Raw genomic sequence first — 16,690 nt, 5'->3', positions numbered from 1 at the left:
TCTTCCCCTGCTCCCCCTGCTTCCCCTGCTCCTCTGCTCCTCTACTCCCCTACCCCCTCTACTGGCTACTAACTAAGGCTTCCTGCCTGGGTTTGGCTCCAAAATTAGTAATCAGCAAGTCTCGTAATACTAGGTGCAAGTCTTCGCAGGGGATGCCTTTTTGTACACAACTACCTAAATGTGCGTCTTTGCCGACTTTGCCCCCCATATAGATGTCAACACCTTCGACGGCTTTACCGTTCTTACGGGCTTTTGTTCCCATTAAACCGATGTCTGCAACTTGGGGTTGTCCGCAGGAGTTGGGGCAACCTGTCCAATGGATTCGCACTGGACGGGTGAATGTTAACTCTGCTTCTAAGCCTTTAATCATTTCTAGGGCGCGGTTTTTGGTTTCGATGAGGGCGAAGTTGCAAAATTGTGCGCCTGTGCAGGAAACTAGCGATCGCGTCAATGCTCCCGGATCAAGAGAAAATCTCTCTAGTAAAGGATCTGTCAACAAAGTCTTTAACCGCGAGTCGGTAATGTTGGGAATGATGATGTTTTGTTCAACAGTCATACGGATTTCACCGCTACCGTAAACATCGGCTATCCGAGCTAGTTCAAACATATCTTCGGCATACAATCTACCTACGGGTATGTGTAAGCCTACATAGTTCAATCCCTCTTGCTTTTGTTTATAGACTCCGATATGGTCGCGTTTTTCCCAATCAATTTCGTCTTTGGGTGCAGCGTATAGTAAGGATTTACCCAAACGCTGTTCGACTTCTGCACGGAACTTATCTATACCCCATTCATCAATTAGCCACATCAAGCGAGACTTAAGCCGATTAGCTCTAAGTCCGTTGTCACGATAGACTTCCAGAACTGCTCTACATAAGGCTACGACTTCTTCAGCTGTTACCCAAGCATTTAAAGGAATTGCCGCTTCACAACGTTTGGCAGAAAAGAAGCCACCAACTAACACGTTAAATCCAAAGACTTTTTGGTGAGTAGAAGATTCTTCACCACCTCCCAATACCCAATCCCCAATCCCTTCTTTGAATGCGGGAACAAAAGCTAAATCGTTGATTTCTGCATGAACTGAATTATCCCGTCCACCAGCGATCGCAATATTAAATTTCCGTGGTAAATTACTAAACTCTCGATTACCTTCTCCCTTGTTGGTGAGCATATCTTGGATTTGCTGCACTAACTCACGGGTATCATACAATTCATCTGCATCCAACCCTGCTATGGGGTCGCCTGTAATATTGCGGATATTGTCCATCCCCGACTGCACACTAGTTAAACCTACTGCATGAAATTTATTGAATATGTGCGGTAAGTCTTCTATTCTGATTCCCCGTAGTTGGATATTCTGCCTAGTTGTAATATCAGCGTTGCCATCATCTCCGTAACGCTGCACCACTTCAGCTAAAACACGCATTTGATCGCTGGTGAGAATACCATTAGGCATCCGCATCCGCATCATGAATTTGCCAGGGGTGACTGGACGAAAGAATACACCCACCCATTTGAGGCGATGGTCTCGGTCTGTTTCGTCCATTGCTTCCCATCCCAAAGAGGCAATTTTTTCAATCTCTGACTTGATGGCAAGGCCATCTTTTTCGGCTTTGAATTTCTCAAACTTATTGAGACTGGCTTTGGGGGTAGTTGCTGTATCTGTCATGAGCTGGTTCTCATAAATTTTTATTTGCTCAAGATAAATCCACCCGTAGTCTTGCTGGTTCTACGAGGTCTAGTGATAGCAATTCAGTAATTCTGGAAGAACCTCTCCCCCAACCCCTCTCCGACGCGGAGAGGGGAGTTTGGCTCCCCCTTCCTCACAAGGGAAGGGGGCTGGGGGGTTAAGTTTTTGATTAATGAATCGATGTTCTAATAGTGAAAAACGAAATATTTAATTTTGTTGGCGCAGCCTTCCCGCAGGGTATTTTGAATTGATTTATGCTGCTTCACACCGTGTGCAACTTTCTCTCAAACCTAACCCCCAAACCCTTCCCTGTCTTCGACACGCTACGCGAACGCAGGGAAGGGGAGTAAGATTCAAAGCCTCTCTCCGCTTCGGGGAGAGGTTTGGAGAGGGGTTTCAAAAATAAGTTGCACATCGCGCTACTTCAATGAATGACACGCCGCCGATGTTTCACTGAAGGTAACTCTAGAACTAAACCGGGGGGAAACTGTAATCTTTTACATTGGCTAAATTTGTCAAGTGGCTTGTGTGAATGTTTATGTAACAATTTCGATACTTCTAAGGTTATGTTGGGATCTAATGTAAAATAGTATAAGTAGCTACAGAATTCTAGTATTAATGCTTAAATTAAATAATTAACATGCGTTTTCTGCATCACATATACTTAAACAAGTAGCCCAAAATGCCTGTAAAGCATTGCTACACTTTCCATCTCAGTTGTTAGTGAATATGCTCTAATACCTCATTCCTAGATTGGTGTCATGAGATTTTACTGACTATTGACTATTGACTATTGACTAAAAACTATGAAACGTCGGGATTTTATCAATTGGGTAGGTTTGGGTTGGATAGCAAGTAGCTTACCTGTAGCGATCGCTGCTTGTTCTTCCCAGCCTGTAACATCTACAGAGGGGCAAGCGATCGGGACTGTTGCCGAATTAGATAAAACTGGTCAATTACTCAACGAAAATTCACCTATTGGCCCGGTTTTGGTGGTGGGTACATCGAAGGACGCAAATCTGATTGCTGTTAATCCTACTTGTAGCCACAAAGGCTGTACTGTAGCATGGCAAGCCCAAGCCAAAAAATTTGTCTGCCCATGTCATGGCGCAGAATATGGAGTTGATGGTAAAGTGCAGAAAGACCCAGCTACAAAACCACTCAAAACTTACGCCGCCAAGATTGAGGGTGATTCAGTTGTAGTTAAGCAAAGCTAGTGTAAGCAAGCAGAGAGCAGGGAGCAGGGGAAGAATAAATTTATTACTTATCACTCCCGACTCAGCACTGGCTAAACGCCGCAGCTATGCCCACAGGGCTTTACAGCACTCATAACTTCACCATTCCAAAGGTATTGTGAATAATATCGGTCAACTTTTAGTACAAGCGCAGGCGGCGCATAGTGCAGATGATTTGTCATTGGTGATTAATGATCTGCAACAGTTGATTTTAGTGGATAGCAATGAAATAGGTCACTCAGAACAACTGCTGAAATTAGCCCTCTCTATTTTTGAGATGGGAGATTTTCAGCAACGTTGGGATATTGCCAAGGTGTTAGTTCATTTGGGAACTGCGACCATCAACCCATTAATTGACATCCTAGAAGATGAAGATACAGAGGATGAATTGCGCTGGTTTGCTGCCCGAATTTTAGGTGAATTACAGCACCCAGATGCGATTATGCCTCTGGTAGAACTATTGAAAACTAGTGAGGAGGATGAACTGAAAGCGATCGCCTCATCCGCAATAGCGCAAATGGGTAGTATGGCTATTCCTGTGCTTGTAGAACTGCTAACACAAGAAAATACAAGACTTTTGGCAGTGCGATCGCTTGCTTATATTCGGCGTACAGAAACTATTGCGCCTTTATTGAGTGTGGTGCAAGATACTCAAGCCTCCGTCCGCGCTGCCGCACTCGAAGCCCTCAGCAGTTTTCATGATGAACGTGTACCACCCATACTGTTGAACGCTTTAAATGATTTATCTGCCGCAGTCAGACGTACAGCGATTCAGGGTTTAAGTTTTCGCTCTGATTTATCTTCAGAATTAAATTTAGTCGCCACATTACAACCCAAATTGTACGACTTTAGTGTGGAGGTGTGTTGTGCAGCTGCCAATGCTCTTGCCCGGATGGGTGGTGATGACGCAGCCAAGCACCTATTCACAGGTTTGATATCACCTCACACACCTATTACCTTACAACTGGAAATTATTCGCGCTTTGAATTGGCTAGAGTCACTAAAGGCGCTGGAGTATTTACGACAAGCTTTAAATCAAGTCACTTCCATAACTCTTTGCCAAGAAGTTGTCACAGTTCTAGGAAGAACACAAAAGCCTGAGTTAAAAATACCAGCCACAGCCATTCTGTTAGAGATACTGAACTCGCCACATCCAGCTATAAAAACTAATAGTGTGAAAAGTGCGATCGCTTTATCTTTGGGTCAGCTAGGTAGTCCAGAAGCAACGGAAAGCTTAACCATGCTGTCACAAGATACAGATGAACTTGTCCGAGTCCATGCGATCGCTGCACTCAATAAGCTAGCCCCTGCTGCTGTATAAGTTGAAACCACAATAAGCAAATACAGACTTAACGTGATCTTTCTCTCCCGTCAAATACCATAAATAGTCATCATTATGGTGGGTATTAGTCAATAGTAATTATAGAATTACCCAATAGTATCGATGTTAATTTGTTCTCGAAAATAGTATTTACTAGAATTTACTACTTGCGATGAAATTTATAGATTGATAAGCCATTTCAGTGAATTAATTTCCTGAGATTTAAAGTTAAGCAGTGTTAGCTGATTAAATACACTTTATATTTACTTATCAATCATATTTAAACATCACAATTAAAGTTTTTCCAATTCATAATATCTTAGGAGTTATCATGGCAAAATATCTACTAGCCTCTGCTGGTGGAGCAGGTTTTTTATGGTTATTTTGTGGATTATTTCCTGTACAAGCCATTACCAATTTAAATAATTCAGATAAAAATCTCGAAATTGCTCAAAATAATATCAACCATAAAAATATTGATTCTCTTGTATCTCAGGAATTAACCCAAAAAGATTTAACCTCAAGTAATCAACCACAAAAAAGTGAAAATTTAGACTCAGATAACACTATTAATTCTTTACCATTAATCATACAAGAATCCACAAATTCATCTCCACCATCAGACCAATTGGCCCAAGTCACATCTGTATCCCAATTATCTGATGTACAACCTACTGATTGGGCATTTGGCGCATTACAATCCTTGGTGGAGCGCTATGGTTGTATAGCGGGTTATCCCAATCTTACCTACCGTGGTAATCGGGCGATGACTCGCTATGAATTTGCGGCTGGCTTAAATGCGTGTCTTGATAGAATCAACGAATTAATTGCTACAGCAACTGCTGATTTAGTCAAAAAAGAAGATTTAGCAACCCTGCAAAAACTGCAAGAACAATTTGCGGCGGAATTGGCAACCTTGCGGGGTCGAGTAGATGCCCTAGAAGCGCGTACCACAGAACTAGAAGCAAATCAGTTTTCTACTACCACCAAACTCAATGGTGAAGCAATTATTGCCGCTATTGGTGCGACAGGCGGCGCTCCTGGAAGCAATGATTCTAATCTCATTCTCGTCAATAGAGTGCGGTTAAATCTGACTACTAGCTTTACAGGCAAAGATTTATTAATTACTGGTCTGCAAGCTTACAACTTTTTAGGTGGAGCTACGGGCGAAGGTAGTGTGCAAAATAGCTTAGGACTAGGTTCGCCCATACTAAGTTCTAGTAGCGCTCGTACTAGTTTTGAACCACAGTTTCCTGGTCTTAATGTCAAGAATTTGTCCAGCGTTGGGGCGAATAGTTTAGAGCTTTACAAGTTGTTGTATATTTTTCCCGTCGCTGATAAATTGACTTTATTTGTGGGAACTGCGGCGGAAACATCAGATGCTTTCCCTGCAATTACACCTTTTTACGGCGAGGGACAAGAATCAATTTCTCGTTTTGCAGGTTTGAATCCAGTAGTACGAGTTTCTGGTGGAACTTCTGGTTCTGGTTTAGCATCGGCGGCGGGATTTATTTATAGCATTTCCCCAAATTTGGATTTCCGAGCTTTATATGGCAGTGTTAATGCCAACCTTCCTCAAAAATCTCCAACTGAAGCGCTACCAGGAGTATCTACTACACCTTTAGGTGCAGGGTTCTTTAGTGGTAGTAGCGTTATTGCTGCACAGTTAACCTTCAAGCCCAGCCGTGACATTGATATTGGTCTAAACTATGCCAACAGCTACCACGAAATTAATATTTTAGGTACAGGATTAATTAGCGGTGACATCGGTGCTTTATCTGGTGTTTCTCCTGGCACACCAGTGAAACTCAACTCTTTTGGGGGTACTGTAACATGGCGATTTTCTCCTAAAGTAGCCTTGTCCGGCTATGGTGCAGCACTGTTTGTTGATGATTCTGCTAATAACGTTGATGCTTCCACCACTTTTACAAGTTGGATGGCGGGAGTTCACTTCAAAGATTTATTCAAATCTGGGAATAATGGAGGGATTATTTTTGGTCAGCCACTTTACCGTACTGATGCTAGCGGTGCGGCTGTACTTGGTTCAAATCGCGCTACGCCTTACCATTTAGAAGCATATTATCGCGTCAGGGTCAGCGATAACATCAGTATTACTCCTGGTGCATTTATTTTGTTTAACCCAGAAGGTGACAGCCGAAATGAAACGACAACTGTAGGTGTACTGCGAACTACTTTTACCTTTTAAAAAAATTGACATTCTCTCGCCGCTAACCGCAAGTTAGTAGGGTGCGTCAGTACGAGAAAACCTAGCTGTACCAAGAAATTATTCATACTGACGCACCCTACATTGGGACATTTTTTATCTGGAAGTCCCTTAAGGGAGATGAGGAACATAAGGGAAGGTAACTATTGACCAAATATGTAGCAGAATCTACCAAATTGGGGAACAAAATCCGCTAACTTAAATTAGTGCGATAAATGTAATTCAGGCTACATACAAATGCGACTAGAGCAGTTGCAAGCTTTTTTGGCGATCGCGGAAACTGGCAGCTTTCAAAAAGCTGCTGGTAAATGTGGTGTCACCCAATCGACAATTAGTCGTCAAATCCAGTCATTAGAAGCTGATTTGGGTTTAGAACTGTTTCACAGAACAAATCATGCCAAGCTAACCTTGGGTGGTGAGCGTTTGTTACCGCGCGCCCGCAAAATTTGCCTGGAGTGGGAAACTGCTACACAGGAGTTAGGAGATTTAATCGCCGGTAAGCAGCCAGAATTGTGTATTGCGGCGATTCATTCCCTATGTGGTTCTTATTTACCACCAGTGTTACAAAAATTTTGCCGTGATTATCCAGAAGTACAATTACGGGTAACATCCTTAGGTAGCGATCGCGCACTCAAAGTCCTCAAAGATGGCTTGGTAGATTTGGCAATTGTCATGAATAATCGCTTCCTCACCACTGGTAGGGATATGGTGGTGGAAGTCCTTTATGATGAACCGATAGAACTCTTAACCGCAGCCAATCATCCCTTAGCGGAATATGAGCGCGTCCCTTGGTCGGAGTTGGTACGTTATCCCCAGGTGGTTTTTAAAGATGGCTATGGGATGCAACGCCTAGTGCAGGAAAAATTTGAGCGATTGGAAGCCACCCTACAAGCGGCTTTAGAAGTCAACACCCTAGATGCGTTCCGAGGAGTTGTGCGCCAAGGGGAATTAATTGCTTTGCTTCCTACTTCCGCATTAGTAGAAGCGCGCCTTGACCCCACCTTAGCAGTGCGTCCCCTAGCTAATAGTGCATTACCGGAAAATTCTGGCTTAACGCGTCGAGTAGTTATGGTCACAACTCAAGACCGTCTACAAATTCCTCCTATCAAACATTTTTGGCAACTAGTGAGAGAAAATATTCCGCCAGTAGTTGAGCGGCAGCGATCGGCATCGTAGTACCAATTCAAAATTCAAAATACCCTACGGGAAGGCTTCTCTACGAGACGCTACCGCGTAGCTTGCTTCCCCGAAGGGGTACGCCAACAAAATTCCCTCATACCCTGCGGGTACTCTGCGAGAACGCCTTTGGCGAACGCGGTAGCGTTCCGCAGGAAAGGCTGCGCTAACACAAATCTAATCGGATTCCTATATAAGGTATAGGATTAGTCAATAGTTCATAGTTCACAGTCAAAAGTCCACAGTCCAAAGCAACAACACAACGAATGACCAATGACGAATGACTATTGACTATTGACCATTGACTAATGACTTTTATGAGTATTGTATTCAGGGATCTGCTGAAAAAAGTAGGGAGTGGGAACCATACGGGAGAAAGTTTAAACCGTGTTGAAGCCGCCACCGCCACTAAGATGATGTTTTTGGGTGAAGCTACACCAGCCCAGATAGGCGCATTTTTGATCGCTCACCGGATTAAGCGCCCAACGGGAGAAGAGTTAGCGGGAATGTTAGATGCTTTCGATGAACTGGGGCCAAAACTGCAACCAATCTCGTCTCAACGCCCAGTTATAGTTTTTGGTATACCTTATGATGGCAGAACACGCACCGCACCAATCAGTCCGGTAACAGCACTACTACTATCCGCAGTCGGACAACCAGTGGTAATGCACGGAGGCGATCGCCTACCGACGAAATATGGTTTACCCTTAACTGAGATTTGGCAAGGGTTAGGAGTAAATTGGACTACCCTATCGCTAGAAAAAACCCAAGAAGTATTTGCACAAACAGGAATCGGCTTTGTTTATACCCCACGGCATTTTCCCTTAACCAATAGTATTTGGGAATACCGTGACCAATTAGGTAAGCGTCCACCATTGGCAACGATGGAATTAATTTGGTGTCCCTATGCTGGGGATACTCACGTAATTGCTGGGTATGTTCATCCGCCCACAGAAGGGATGTTACAAGTAGCATTGGAACTGCGGGGAGTTACTAAATTTACCTTAGTGAAGGGATTAGAAGGGAGTTGTGATTTACCACGCGATCGCACTGCCATTATTAGCTTATCTTCAATATCACCAGAGCTAGAAAGAGTTTTCCTTTCACCCCATGACTATGGTTTTACCACCAAGAATGTACCTTTGGGTAGCACCGAAGAATTACTAACTCAAATACAAGACGTAATTGCTGGTAAATCCAGTGAATTACAACAAACAGCCTTGTGGAATGGTGGGTTTTACCTTTGGCGGAGTGGAATTTGTGCGGATATGCGATCGGGTATTGCTAAGGCAGAAGAATTATTAAATAGTGGGGTAGTAGCTGCCAAATTACAAGAACTGATTCAGGTGGTTAATTCACTTTCAGAAAATTTACTCACGATTACTTAAACCCAAAAATCATAGAATCAAGATGGAAAAAGTCTCCTGGTAAAAACTCAAAAAATAAGATACCCGATTTCTTCAAGAAATCGGATATCTGCACCCTTGATATTTCTTTTCTAATTATTGGTGAAAGCGCCTTTGATATTATCAATAGTACGCTCAACAGCATTTAGATTTTTGTCTACTGCTGTTTCTGTACGGGCAGCATCTTCTTCTGCTCTTTTCTGAATCCGAGACGCATCTTTGTTGGCTTTGCGCTCAGCTGCGCTACCCCTATCGGTTGCATCATCGACACGGCTAGCATTTGTTCTTGCTGCTTCCTTAACGTTATTTTTGGTGTCGCGGATGAACTCTTTAGATTTTTCGCGTAAACTATCTGTTGCATCGGCAGTTGCGATTAAATATGTAGAGGTATCAGCCATTGCTGAGGTGTTGGCGAAAAATGCACCTTGCCAAACAAAAGCGATCGCTGATAAACAAAATACACTTGTAGCTATCCAACGTCCTAAATTTGAGAGCTTTTTCATAGAAAAATTCAGTTTCATAGAATGTAATTTGCTTGAGATTAAGCATTCTAGTTTTACTTGATCTAGCTCATCAGCCATATCGTTCTCTGGGCAGAGGTTCTATAATCATTAGTAGTTAGAGAAATTCGCTCTTTCAATAGATTGATTCTCCGAACGTTATACTCTCAATTTGAACAATTAAACTTAGTTTTATGAACTCAGAAGACACTCACTCCAAGCAACATTCTCGTGGTAAGGTTATCTACCGATTTTTTGGGGGCGCGGCACTCGGTACTCTTATAGTCATCATTCCTATTTCCTATGGATCATCCATAGATTTAAATCTAGTTCAAATTGGTATTGCATCCATGCTGGTTATATCATGTGGTTTACTATCAAGTATTTGGGGTGAACAATTTCTTGATCCCGTAATGCGGTTATTAAATTCCTGGGCACCTTGAAGCATAAAAAAGGTGGGTAATACCCACCTGATGCTCAATTTGTACTTCGCAAAACTAACTACTAACCAAAGCTAAATCACCGCAGATACCTGCTTTTGAAAGTAAGCCTGTAGAACTCTTTCAGCGATTTGACGGCTAGTTAAACCTAATTCCGCCTTAGACTCATCTGGAGTGGCGTGTTCTACCAATACATCGGGAATACCAATGCGTTTGACAGGAACCACAACATCAGCATCTAACAATGCTTCTGCTACGGCTGAACCAAAGCCACCCATCACACAGCCTTCTTCTAGAGTGACAACTCGGCCGATTTTCTGAGCTAAAGGCACAATCAACTCAGTATCCAAGGGTTTCACAAACCGGGCATTAATCACAGTCGCTTCAATCCCGTGTTCGCTGAGAATTTCCGCCGCCTGCATACTGGGGTAAACCATTGTGCCGTAACCGATGATTAACACATCATCACCGTTGCGGAGAATTTCACCTTTACCGATTTCCAAAGGTTCCCAACCTTCTTCCATCAGAGGTACACCGTAGCCATTGCCACGAGGGAAACGCATAGCGATGGGCCCGGTGGTATATTCAATACCAGTAACTACCATCCGTTGCATTTCTGCTTCATCTTTCGGTGCCATCATTACAATGTTGGGAATGCACCGTAGATAGGCAATGTCATACATACCTTGGTGGGTAGGGCCATCAGAACCGACAATTCCTGCCCGATCCAAACAGAAGAATACTGGTAAATTTTGGATACAGACATCATGGATAATTTGGTCGTATGCCCGTTGTAAGAAAGTAGAGTAGATGGCGGCTACAGGACGCATTCCTTCACAAGCCAACCCAGCTGCAAGGGTGACTGCGTGTTGTTCCGCAATGCCCACATCAATATATTGATTGGGCAGTTTTGCTTGTAGCTTATCTAAGCCTGTTCCTGTCGCCATCGCCGCAGTAATCCCAATAATTTTCGGGTTTTGTTCGGCTAATTTAACTAAGGTATGGGAAAAGACTTTGGCATAAGCAGGGGGTTTGGGTTTGTTGGAGGGAATTGCCTTGCCAGTTGTCAGGTTAAAAGGAGTTTGGGCATGGTAGCCTACTTGGTCTTTTTCTGCGAGTTCGTAGCCTTTACCTTTGATAGTGGCTACATGAACTAACACTGGCCCAGCTATTTGGTGTGCTTGTTGGAAGGTAGCAATCAATTCCTCTAAGTTATGCCCATCAACTGGCCCCATGTAGGTAAAGCCCAGTTCTTCAAATACTGCACCTACCTTGGGAACAGCTAGACGTTTCATCCCTTCTTTAATTCTTCCTAGTTCGGGAGATAGGGATTCGCCAACAAAGGGAATGTGTTTGAACTGTTCCTCAAAATTATCCTTGATGAACTGCACCGGGGGACTGAGGCGCATTTTGTTGAGGTAGCGAGGAATCGCGCCGACATTGGGAGAGATAGACATCTCATTGTCGTTGAGAACAACCAATAAGTTGGTTTTCGGCAAGTGTCCAGCATGGTTGATAGCTTCCAACGCCATACCACCTGTTAATGCACCATCGCCAATCACGGCCACGGCTTTAAACTTTTCCCCGTTCATGTCTCGTGCTAAAGCCATACCCAAGGCTGCGGAGATGCTGGTTGAAGCGTGGCCTGCACCAAAATGATCAAATTTATTTTCACCACGCTTGAGATAACCAGCAATTCCATCTTTTTGCCTAAGGGTATGAAAGTCGCTGTAGCGTCCTGTAATCAATTTGTGGGGATAAGCTTGGTGTCCTACATCCCATATAACTTTATCCCGGTCTAAATCTAGAGTCTGGTAAAGCCCTAGTGTTAACTCTACAACACCCAAGCCAGGCCCTAGATGTCCACCAAATTCGGCTACTGTTTGCAGGTGTTTATCTCGAATCTGACGGGCAATTTGTTGCAGTTGACGGATGGATAGACCGTGCAGCTGATTGGGATGGGTGATTTCACTCAGATGCATATTATAGGGTTTTCCTCTCTAATCTCTACTTTTGGTATTCTGATTTTCCCACGGTCGGGTAGCCCGGAGAATTAGACTGTTACTAAGTAGCAGCCTAAAATGTGTTCACTAAGGATGGGTAATTAAGCACTAGGTTGTCAGCATTTTTTACTAGTAATCATGCTTTATAACCTACACCGCAAAATTACTTGAAAAAGTGTAATTGGATTCATTTTTGCAAAATTAGCAAAGTAGAAGAATATCCTGCTGATAGGTTGTTAAAAACACACTATGCAAGGGTGGTAAGAGTCTAGAGGCTAAGGAATAGAGCCTATATTTAGTCTATTCTATCCAAATCTACTATGATACGGTGCAACGAAAATAGACATACTACTCTTAAGCAAAAATAGCACCGTATAGCTATGTTGTAATTTTACTTTTATCTGCTGAGTTTTACGTAGTTTGGGTATTAAGGCAGTTGTGGACTATCTGTAGTCGTGGGAACTACTGGCGTGTCTGGCTGCTTTTGCTGTCTTTGCAAATATTTACTCAGCAAGTAAGCCATATCTCCACGGGTCATAGGTCTTAATGGGGTGATGTTATTCTGAGCATCAGTGTTAATGAATCCTTCTGTAATGACTGTGGCGATCGCTCTTCTCGCCCAAGTTGGTATAGAATTTGCATCTGGGTAGGGTGCGAGTATTTCGTTGACAACATCATCAGAAAATTGAAATACTCCATAAGCTTGGGCAAAAATTGCTAAGGCTTCTGCCCTTGTCACCCGTTGATTAGGAAAGAACAAATTCCCCCGATAGCCTTTCATCACATCTGTCTTCAAAACTGTTTGAATATCTTGATACGCCCAGTGAGAACGAGGTACATCTGCAACTGTGATTGATTTTGGTTGGTTAGCAGCTTCTTGTTTATTGAGGCGGAATGCTTTTACCAAAATCGAGGCTAGTTCGGCACGATTCATTAACCTTTCTGGATAAAAGTTCCCATCTGCGGAATTAGTCATCAAATTGGCAGCAATTACCTGTTGAATTGCTGTGGATGCCACATTCCCAGTATTTTCGGTTCCTTGGGCTTGAACAATTACTGGGAAGCCCTGGAGTAGTAGTACTAATGAAAGGGTACTGAGTAAAGGCCGCATAGTTCTTACCATCGTTAATTTGTTTCGATGCAGTTCTTAATACTGAGTGCTGAGTAAGCTATTCTCTAATTTTGAATTCCCCTTCAGGGGGTTGCTCTTAACTATGGTGACGCATTTTTACTCACTCAGGTGTCCCATCTTCGATATCGATGAATCAACCTGAGTTTGGGGATCAAAAAAATTGTTGAGAATTTTTTGCTAAACTAACTGAGAATTGTTTGCACTTACGATATGCTAATAGAAGAAACTGTACTCCTAAAAATTCTCAATATTGGGGAGTAAAAGTTCGATGATTACTGCAAGTTAGTTGCACCTTGAGGGCTAGTCGCTTGAAACCGTTCAGTTCCGAAGTAGAAGAAAAGTCCGTTGTAGAAGTAGATTGGGCAGATCGTTGGCAGGTATATCAGCGCTTACAGGAATTAGAAATTCCTTGTTGGTGTGAAGCTAACCAGCCATTGAAGGTTGAACTTGTCACCCCTATGACAGTTGTTCAGCTTTGGAGTGTGATGCGACAGTTCACATCTTCTCGCCAAGATTTAATTTACTCTCTTGAAATTAATTGGCAAAGCGGTGATCCGTATTCCTGATAGATGGCTGCAATCTTTCTCACTTAATTACTCAAACTCGCTTTAGTTAAACAAAGGTGGAACAATATGGGTGTATGCCACAGTAAAGATGTATCAGAGTTTTGCCTTGAAGGCAGATTTATTGAATTTGTTATTAAAGATGGCTATAAGCTTAAAGGTTTATTACTGCTAACTGCTGACGGTGAATGTTACGTTAAGTTATCCAAGCAATTAAGATTTACTTTTGACTGGCGTTTACCTACTGGTACTTTGTTACAAGTAGTTGGTGAAAAAAAGTATGATGCTAAAACTGGCAAAGTTACTCTCAAAGCTGAAGCTGTAATGGCGGCTAGAACAGAGACATCACCAGCCGTTAAGCAACTCCCAGCAATGGAAAACACAAAGCCAAAACCAGATAAAGCTAAAGCTACGATTTTGGTATGTCAGAAGTCCGACTGCATGAAACGGGGCGGGAAGGCACTTTGTCAAGCATTAGAAGCAACTTTAAGCGATCGCGGTTTAGAAGACCAAGTAACCATTAAAGGTACTGGCTGCATGAAAAACTGCAAAGCTGGGCCTAACTTAGTGATGCCAGATAAAACTCGCTACACCCGTATTCAAGCAGACCAGGTTCCTCAGCTGATGAATAAGCATTTTGCTGACAGCCAGCAATCAAGTCATTCCCATCAGGTGGTAATATCAAACACCAATAACTTTGAACCTTTTACCAAAGTTTCCGCTTTTTAAGCATCAGGTGCTTCGAGAGTTCTTGTATTGTGTTCTTTTAATGGTTGACTTGATATGCCGTTATCAAAAATTAAATGATTCATTTTTTGGGGTGGGGCATTTTGTCCACCCCTTATTACTTAGACAGTTGGGACTGCCTTAAAGTGCGTAAGCTTTCATCGTCACCAAAATCTGACAAGAACCGAAGCAATTCACTTGCGCCTTGGCGATCGCTTCCCTATACTTCTGACACGCTAAACTTGGTGTATAACAGAAAGTTGCAACTTGCCAAACTGCTGTACGTTATGGTTCTCCGATTTTAGGTAAGAGCTTGATGAATATAGGATCATCCGGTGAACAACAGTTATCACATACAGAAAAGGTTATAGTTATATGTCCAAACTGCTCTCAAAAACTACGTACTCCAATTGATCGAGGTGAATTAAGGCTGGCATGTCCCAAGTGTAAGCACAATTGGCAGTGGTCTCCAGGTACAAACATTACAATTCAGATTGAACGCATCAAAGAAAAGCTTGAGAAAGCTAGACAACTTCAAAGTGTTCAAAATCAACTTTACCAAGAGTTTTACCCCTCAACCGATCCATTGAACTATAGCTTTAAATTCAATCCTCCACTCAGTTCGCATAAAATTGATGCTTGGGAGACCAAGTATAACACTTTTCTTCCAGTAGAGTACCGAAGTTTTCTTGAACAAATTGGGAATGGAGGCGGGGACGTTCATGGGATGGAAATGCTGCGGCTAGAAGATTGGGCTGTTGGTCTGTGTTTCGGCGATGAAGACAAAGCACTCATAGCTCCAAGTCAGCCTTGCCTTTTGCTCGAAGAGTACCAAAGCGATGAAGCATGGGAGCGATGGCTTGTCGAGATCGCTGGCGAACATTGGGAACAGAAGTACGAGCAAGAACTCTGGTCACCACAATTTGGAACAATTACTGTTTCTAAGGATGAATGTGGACCATTTGGGTTTATGGTCTTGAATGGATCGCTGAAAGGGCGAATTGGTTGGTTTCTAGGTGATTGGGGTCCACCTACTTTTGAATCATCAGCAACGTTTTTAGATTGGTATGAGTTATGGCTTGATGGCTTGATAGCAATTTAGCTGAAGCTTTCCCCCAACGTGTCTCAGAAACTATACTTAGAGGAACATTTGGATGGCTGAATCGATTTTGACGCTTGAGTAAAGATTATGAAGTGTATTCAGAGGTAAGTGAAGCTATGATTTATGGCTCCTTGCTTCGTCTTATGGTTAGGCGATTGGCTATTTAATATTTATTTTACGAATCAGCTCTAATACTTGTAAACATTAAAGTAGATGATCGCCACGGTAAGAGTTACCTACCGTTTTTTAGTTCGTCGAACTTACGTTATTTACAAGTATGTTTATAAGTAATCAAATAATGCCTACATATACCTCACTCCCCGGTTCATCATTAATAGAGCGAGATCCTGAGGTTATTGAATTATTGATGCCAGTTTGGGAATGGTTTTATCGTTACTACTTTCGAGTCACAACTGACGGATGGCATCATATCCCACCAGAAGGCAAAGTACTGCTGGTTGGTTCTCACAATGGTGGAATGGCTTCCCCTGACTTGATAATGATGATGTATGATTGGTTTTCTCGATTTGGGACTAAGCGTTTAGTGTATGGGCTGATGCACCCTTACGCTTGGAAAGTAAGTCCTCAAATAGCCCACCTAGCACAGAAAATCGGCGCTATTGTGGCGCATCCAAAAATAGCCAGCAATGCTTTTGATCTGGGTGCTAGCGTTCTTGTTTACCCTGGAGGACAATATGATATGTTCCGTCCTTACAGCCAACGCCACAAAATTAATTTTGCCGGACACCAAGGTTTTATCAAGCTAGCTTTGAAAAAAGAAGTACCCATCATTCCCCTCATATCAGTAGGTGCCCACGACACATTGATTGTTTTATGTGATTGCTATGATTTAGTCAAACAATTCCATCAATGGGGCTTACCGTGGTTTTATCAAGTAGATCCAGGAGTTTTCCCAATATACTTGGGTTTACCTTGGGGTTTGTCTATAGGCCCCCTACCAAATATTCCCCTACCTGTGCAGATTCACACTCGTGTCTGTCGTCCGATTATTTTTGAACGTTATGGAAAAGATGCAGCTAAGGATCGTGATTATGTAAATAGTTGCTATGAATTAGTCTATACGAAAACGCAATATGAGTTAGACAATTTAGTGAGCAATATCAAACAACAGAAGTAGCCATCACAAGCTGCGAAAAATTAAGAAGAGGAGT

General features: G+C 42.7%; 13 protein-coding genes and 1 pseudogene. 10 read left to right on the top strand and 4 right to left on the bottom strand.

Going from position 1 to position 16,690, the window contains the following annotated elements; all coding sequences use genetic code 11:
- Nucleotides 1-58 precede the first annotated feature (58 nt).
- Nucleotides 59-1,669 carry a ferredoxin--nitrite reductase gene (locus GSQ19_RS02475; RefSeq protein WP_011321208.1) on the bottom strand — a complete coding sequence of 537 codons (1,611 nt, stop codon included), beginning with the start codon at nucleotides 1,667-1,669 and terminating at the stop codon, nucleotides 59-61.
- An 827-nt stretch (nucleotides 1,670-2,496) separates the two neighbouring features.
- Between GSQ19_RS02475 and GSQ19_RS02470 the strand changes: the two genes are divergently transcribed.
- From GSQ19_RS02470 to GSQ19_RS02450, 5 genes are all read left to right on the top strand, one after another.
- On the top strand, nucleotides 2,497-2,907 hold the full coding sequence (locus GSQ19_RS02470; protein WP_011321207.1) for a QcrA and Rieske domain-containing protein: 411 nt from the start codon (nucleotides 2,497-2,499) through the stop codon (nucleotides 2,905-2,907).
- A 136-nt stretch (nucleotides 2,908-3,043) separates the two neighbouring features.
- A complete protein-coding gene (locus tag GSQ19_RS02465; RefSeq protein WP_011321206.1) occupies nucleotides 3,044-4,246 on the top strand; it encodes a HEAT repeat domain-containing protein in 1,203 nt (400 codons plus the stop codon).
- 331 nt (nucleotides 4,247-4,577) lie between these two features.
- Entirely contained in the window at nucleotides 4,578-6,452 is a 1,875-nt protein-coding gene (locus tag GSQ19_RS02460; protein WP_011321205.1) for an iron uptake porin, read from the top strand.
- A 255-nt stretch (nucleotides 6,453-6,707) separates the two neighbouring features.
- Complete coding sequence (locus GSQ19_RS02455; protein ID WP_011321204.1) at nucleotides 6,708-7,646, top strand: LysR family transcriptional regulator; 939 nt, start codon at nucleotides 6,708-6,710, stop codon at nucleotides 7,644-7,646.
- Nucleotides 7,647-7,963: 317 nt separating this feature from the next.
- Nucleotides 7,964-9,034: an anthranilate phosphoribosyltransferase family protein gene (locus tag GSQ19_RS02450; RefSeq protein ID WP_041456442.1), complete on the top strand. Its 1,071-nt coding sequence runs from the start codon at nucleotides 7,964-7,966 to the stop codon at nucleotides 9,032-9,034.
- Between the two features lie 110 nt (nucleotides 9,035-9,144).
- On the opposite strand, the gene GSQ19_RS02445 is transcribed toward GSQ19_RS02450, so the two are convergent.
- From GSQ19_RS02445 to GSQ19_RS02435, 3 genes are all read right to left on the bottom strand, one after another.
- Nucleotides 9,145-9,633: a hypothetical protein gene (locus tag GSQ19_RS02445; protein ID WP_011321202.1), complete on the bottom strand. Its 489-nt coding sequence runs from the start codon at nucleotides 9,631-9,633 to the stop codon at nucleotides 9,145-9,147.
- A gap of 433 nt (nucleotides 9,634-10,066) precedes the next feature.
- Entirely contained in the window at nucleotides 10,067-11,974 is a 1,908-nt protein-coding gene (gene dxs / locus GSQ19_RS02440) for a 1-deoxy-D-xylulose-5-phosphate synthase (RefSeq protein ID WP_011321201.1), read from the bottom strand.
- A 448-nt stretch (nucleotides 11,975-12,422) separates the two neighbouring features.
- Complete coding sequence (locus GSQ19_RS02435; protein WP_011321200.1) at nucleotides 12,423-13,118, bottom strand: S-layer homology domain-containing protein; 696 nt, start codon at nucleotides 13,116-13,118, stop codon at nucleotides 12,423-12,425.
- Between the two features lie 317 nt (nucleotides 13,119-13,435).
- Between GSQ19_RS02435 and GSQ19_RS02430 the strand changes: the two genes are divergently transcribed.
- The 5 genes and pseudogenes from GSQ19_RS02430 to GSQ19_RS02415 all read left to right on the top strand — a co-directional run bounded on the left by GSQ19_RS02430 (nucleotide 13,436) and on the right by GSQ19_RS02415 (nucleotide 16,656).
- Nucleotides 13,436-13,693, top strand: a complete 258-nt coding sequence (locus tag GSQ19_RS02430; protein WP_011321199.1) for an Asr1405/Asl0597 family protein — start codon at nucleotides 13,436-13,438, stop codon at nucleotides 13,691-13,693.
- Between the two features lie 66 nt (nucleotides 13,694-13,759).
- Nucleotides 13,760-14,419 carry a (2Fe-2S) ferredoxin domain-containing protein gene (locus GSQ19_RS02425; protein WP_011321198.1) on the top strand — a complete coding sequence of 220 codons (660 nt, stop codon included), beginning with the start codon at nucleotides 13,760-13,762 and terminating at the stop codon, nucleotides 14,417-14,419.
- Between the two features lie 313 nt (nucleotides 14,420-14,732).
- A complete protein-coding gene (locus GSQ19_RS02420) occupies nucleotides 14,733-15,518 on the top strand; it encodes an SMI1/KNR4 family protein (RefSeq protein ID WP_011321197.1) in 786 nt (261 codons plus the stop codon).
- Between the two features lie 38 nt (nucleotides 15,519-15,556).
- Nucleotides 15,557-15,685: pseudogene (locus GSQ19_RS29655) on the top strand (IS5/IS1182 family transposase); the annotation flags it as partial.
- Between the two features lie 131 nt (nucleotides 15,686-15,816).
- The gene (locus GSQ19_RS02415) at nucleotides 15,817-16,656 is read left to right on the top strand and encodes a lysophospholipid acyltransferase family protein (RefSeq protein WP_104009985.1); all 840 of its coding nucleotides are present in this window, start codon (nucleotides 15,817-15,819) and stop codon (nucleotides 16,654-16,656) included.
- Nucleotides 16,657-16,690 lie beyond the last annotated feature (34 nt).

Source organism: Trichormus variabilis 0441 (genome assembly GCF_009856605.1).
In the GTDB taxonomy this organism is placed as follows: domain Bacteria; phylum Cyanobacteriota; class Cyanobacteriia; order Cyanobacteriales; family Nostocaceae; genus Trichormus; species Trichormus variabilis.
Note: the sequence above shows the minus strand (reverse complement) of the source record. Positions and strands in the feature narration are given on the sequence as shown.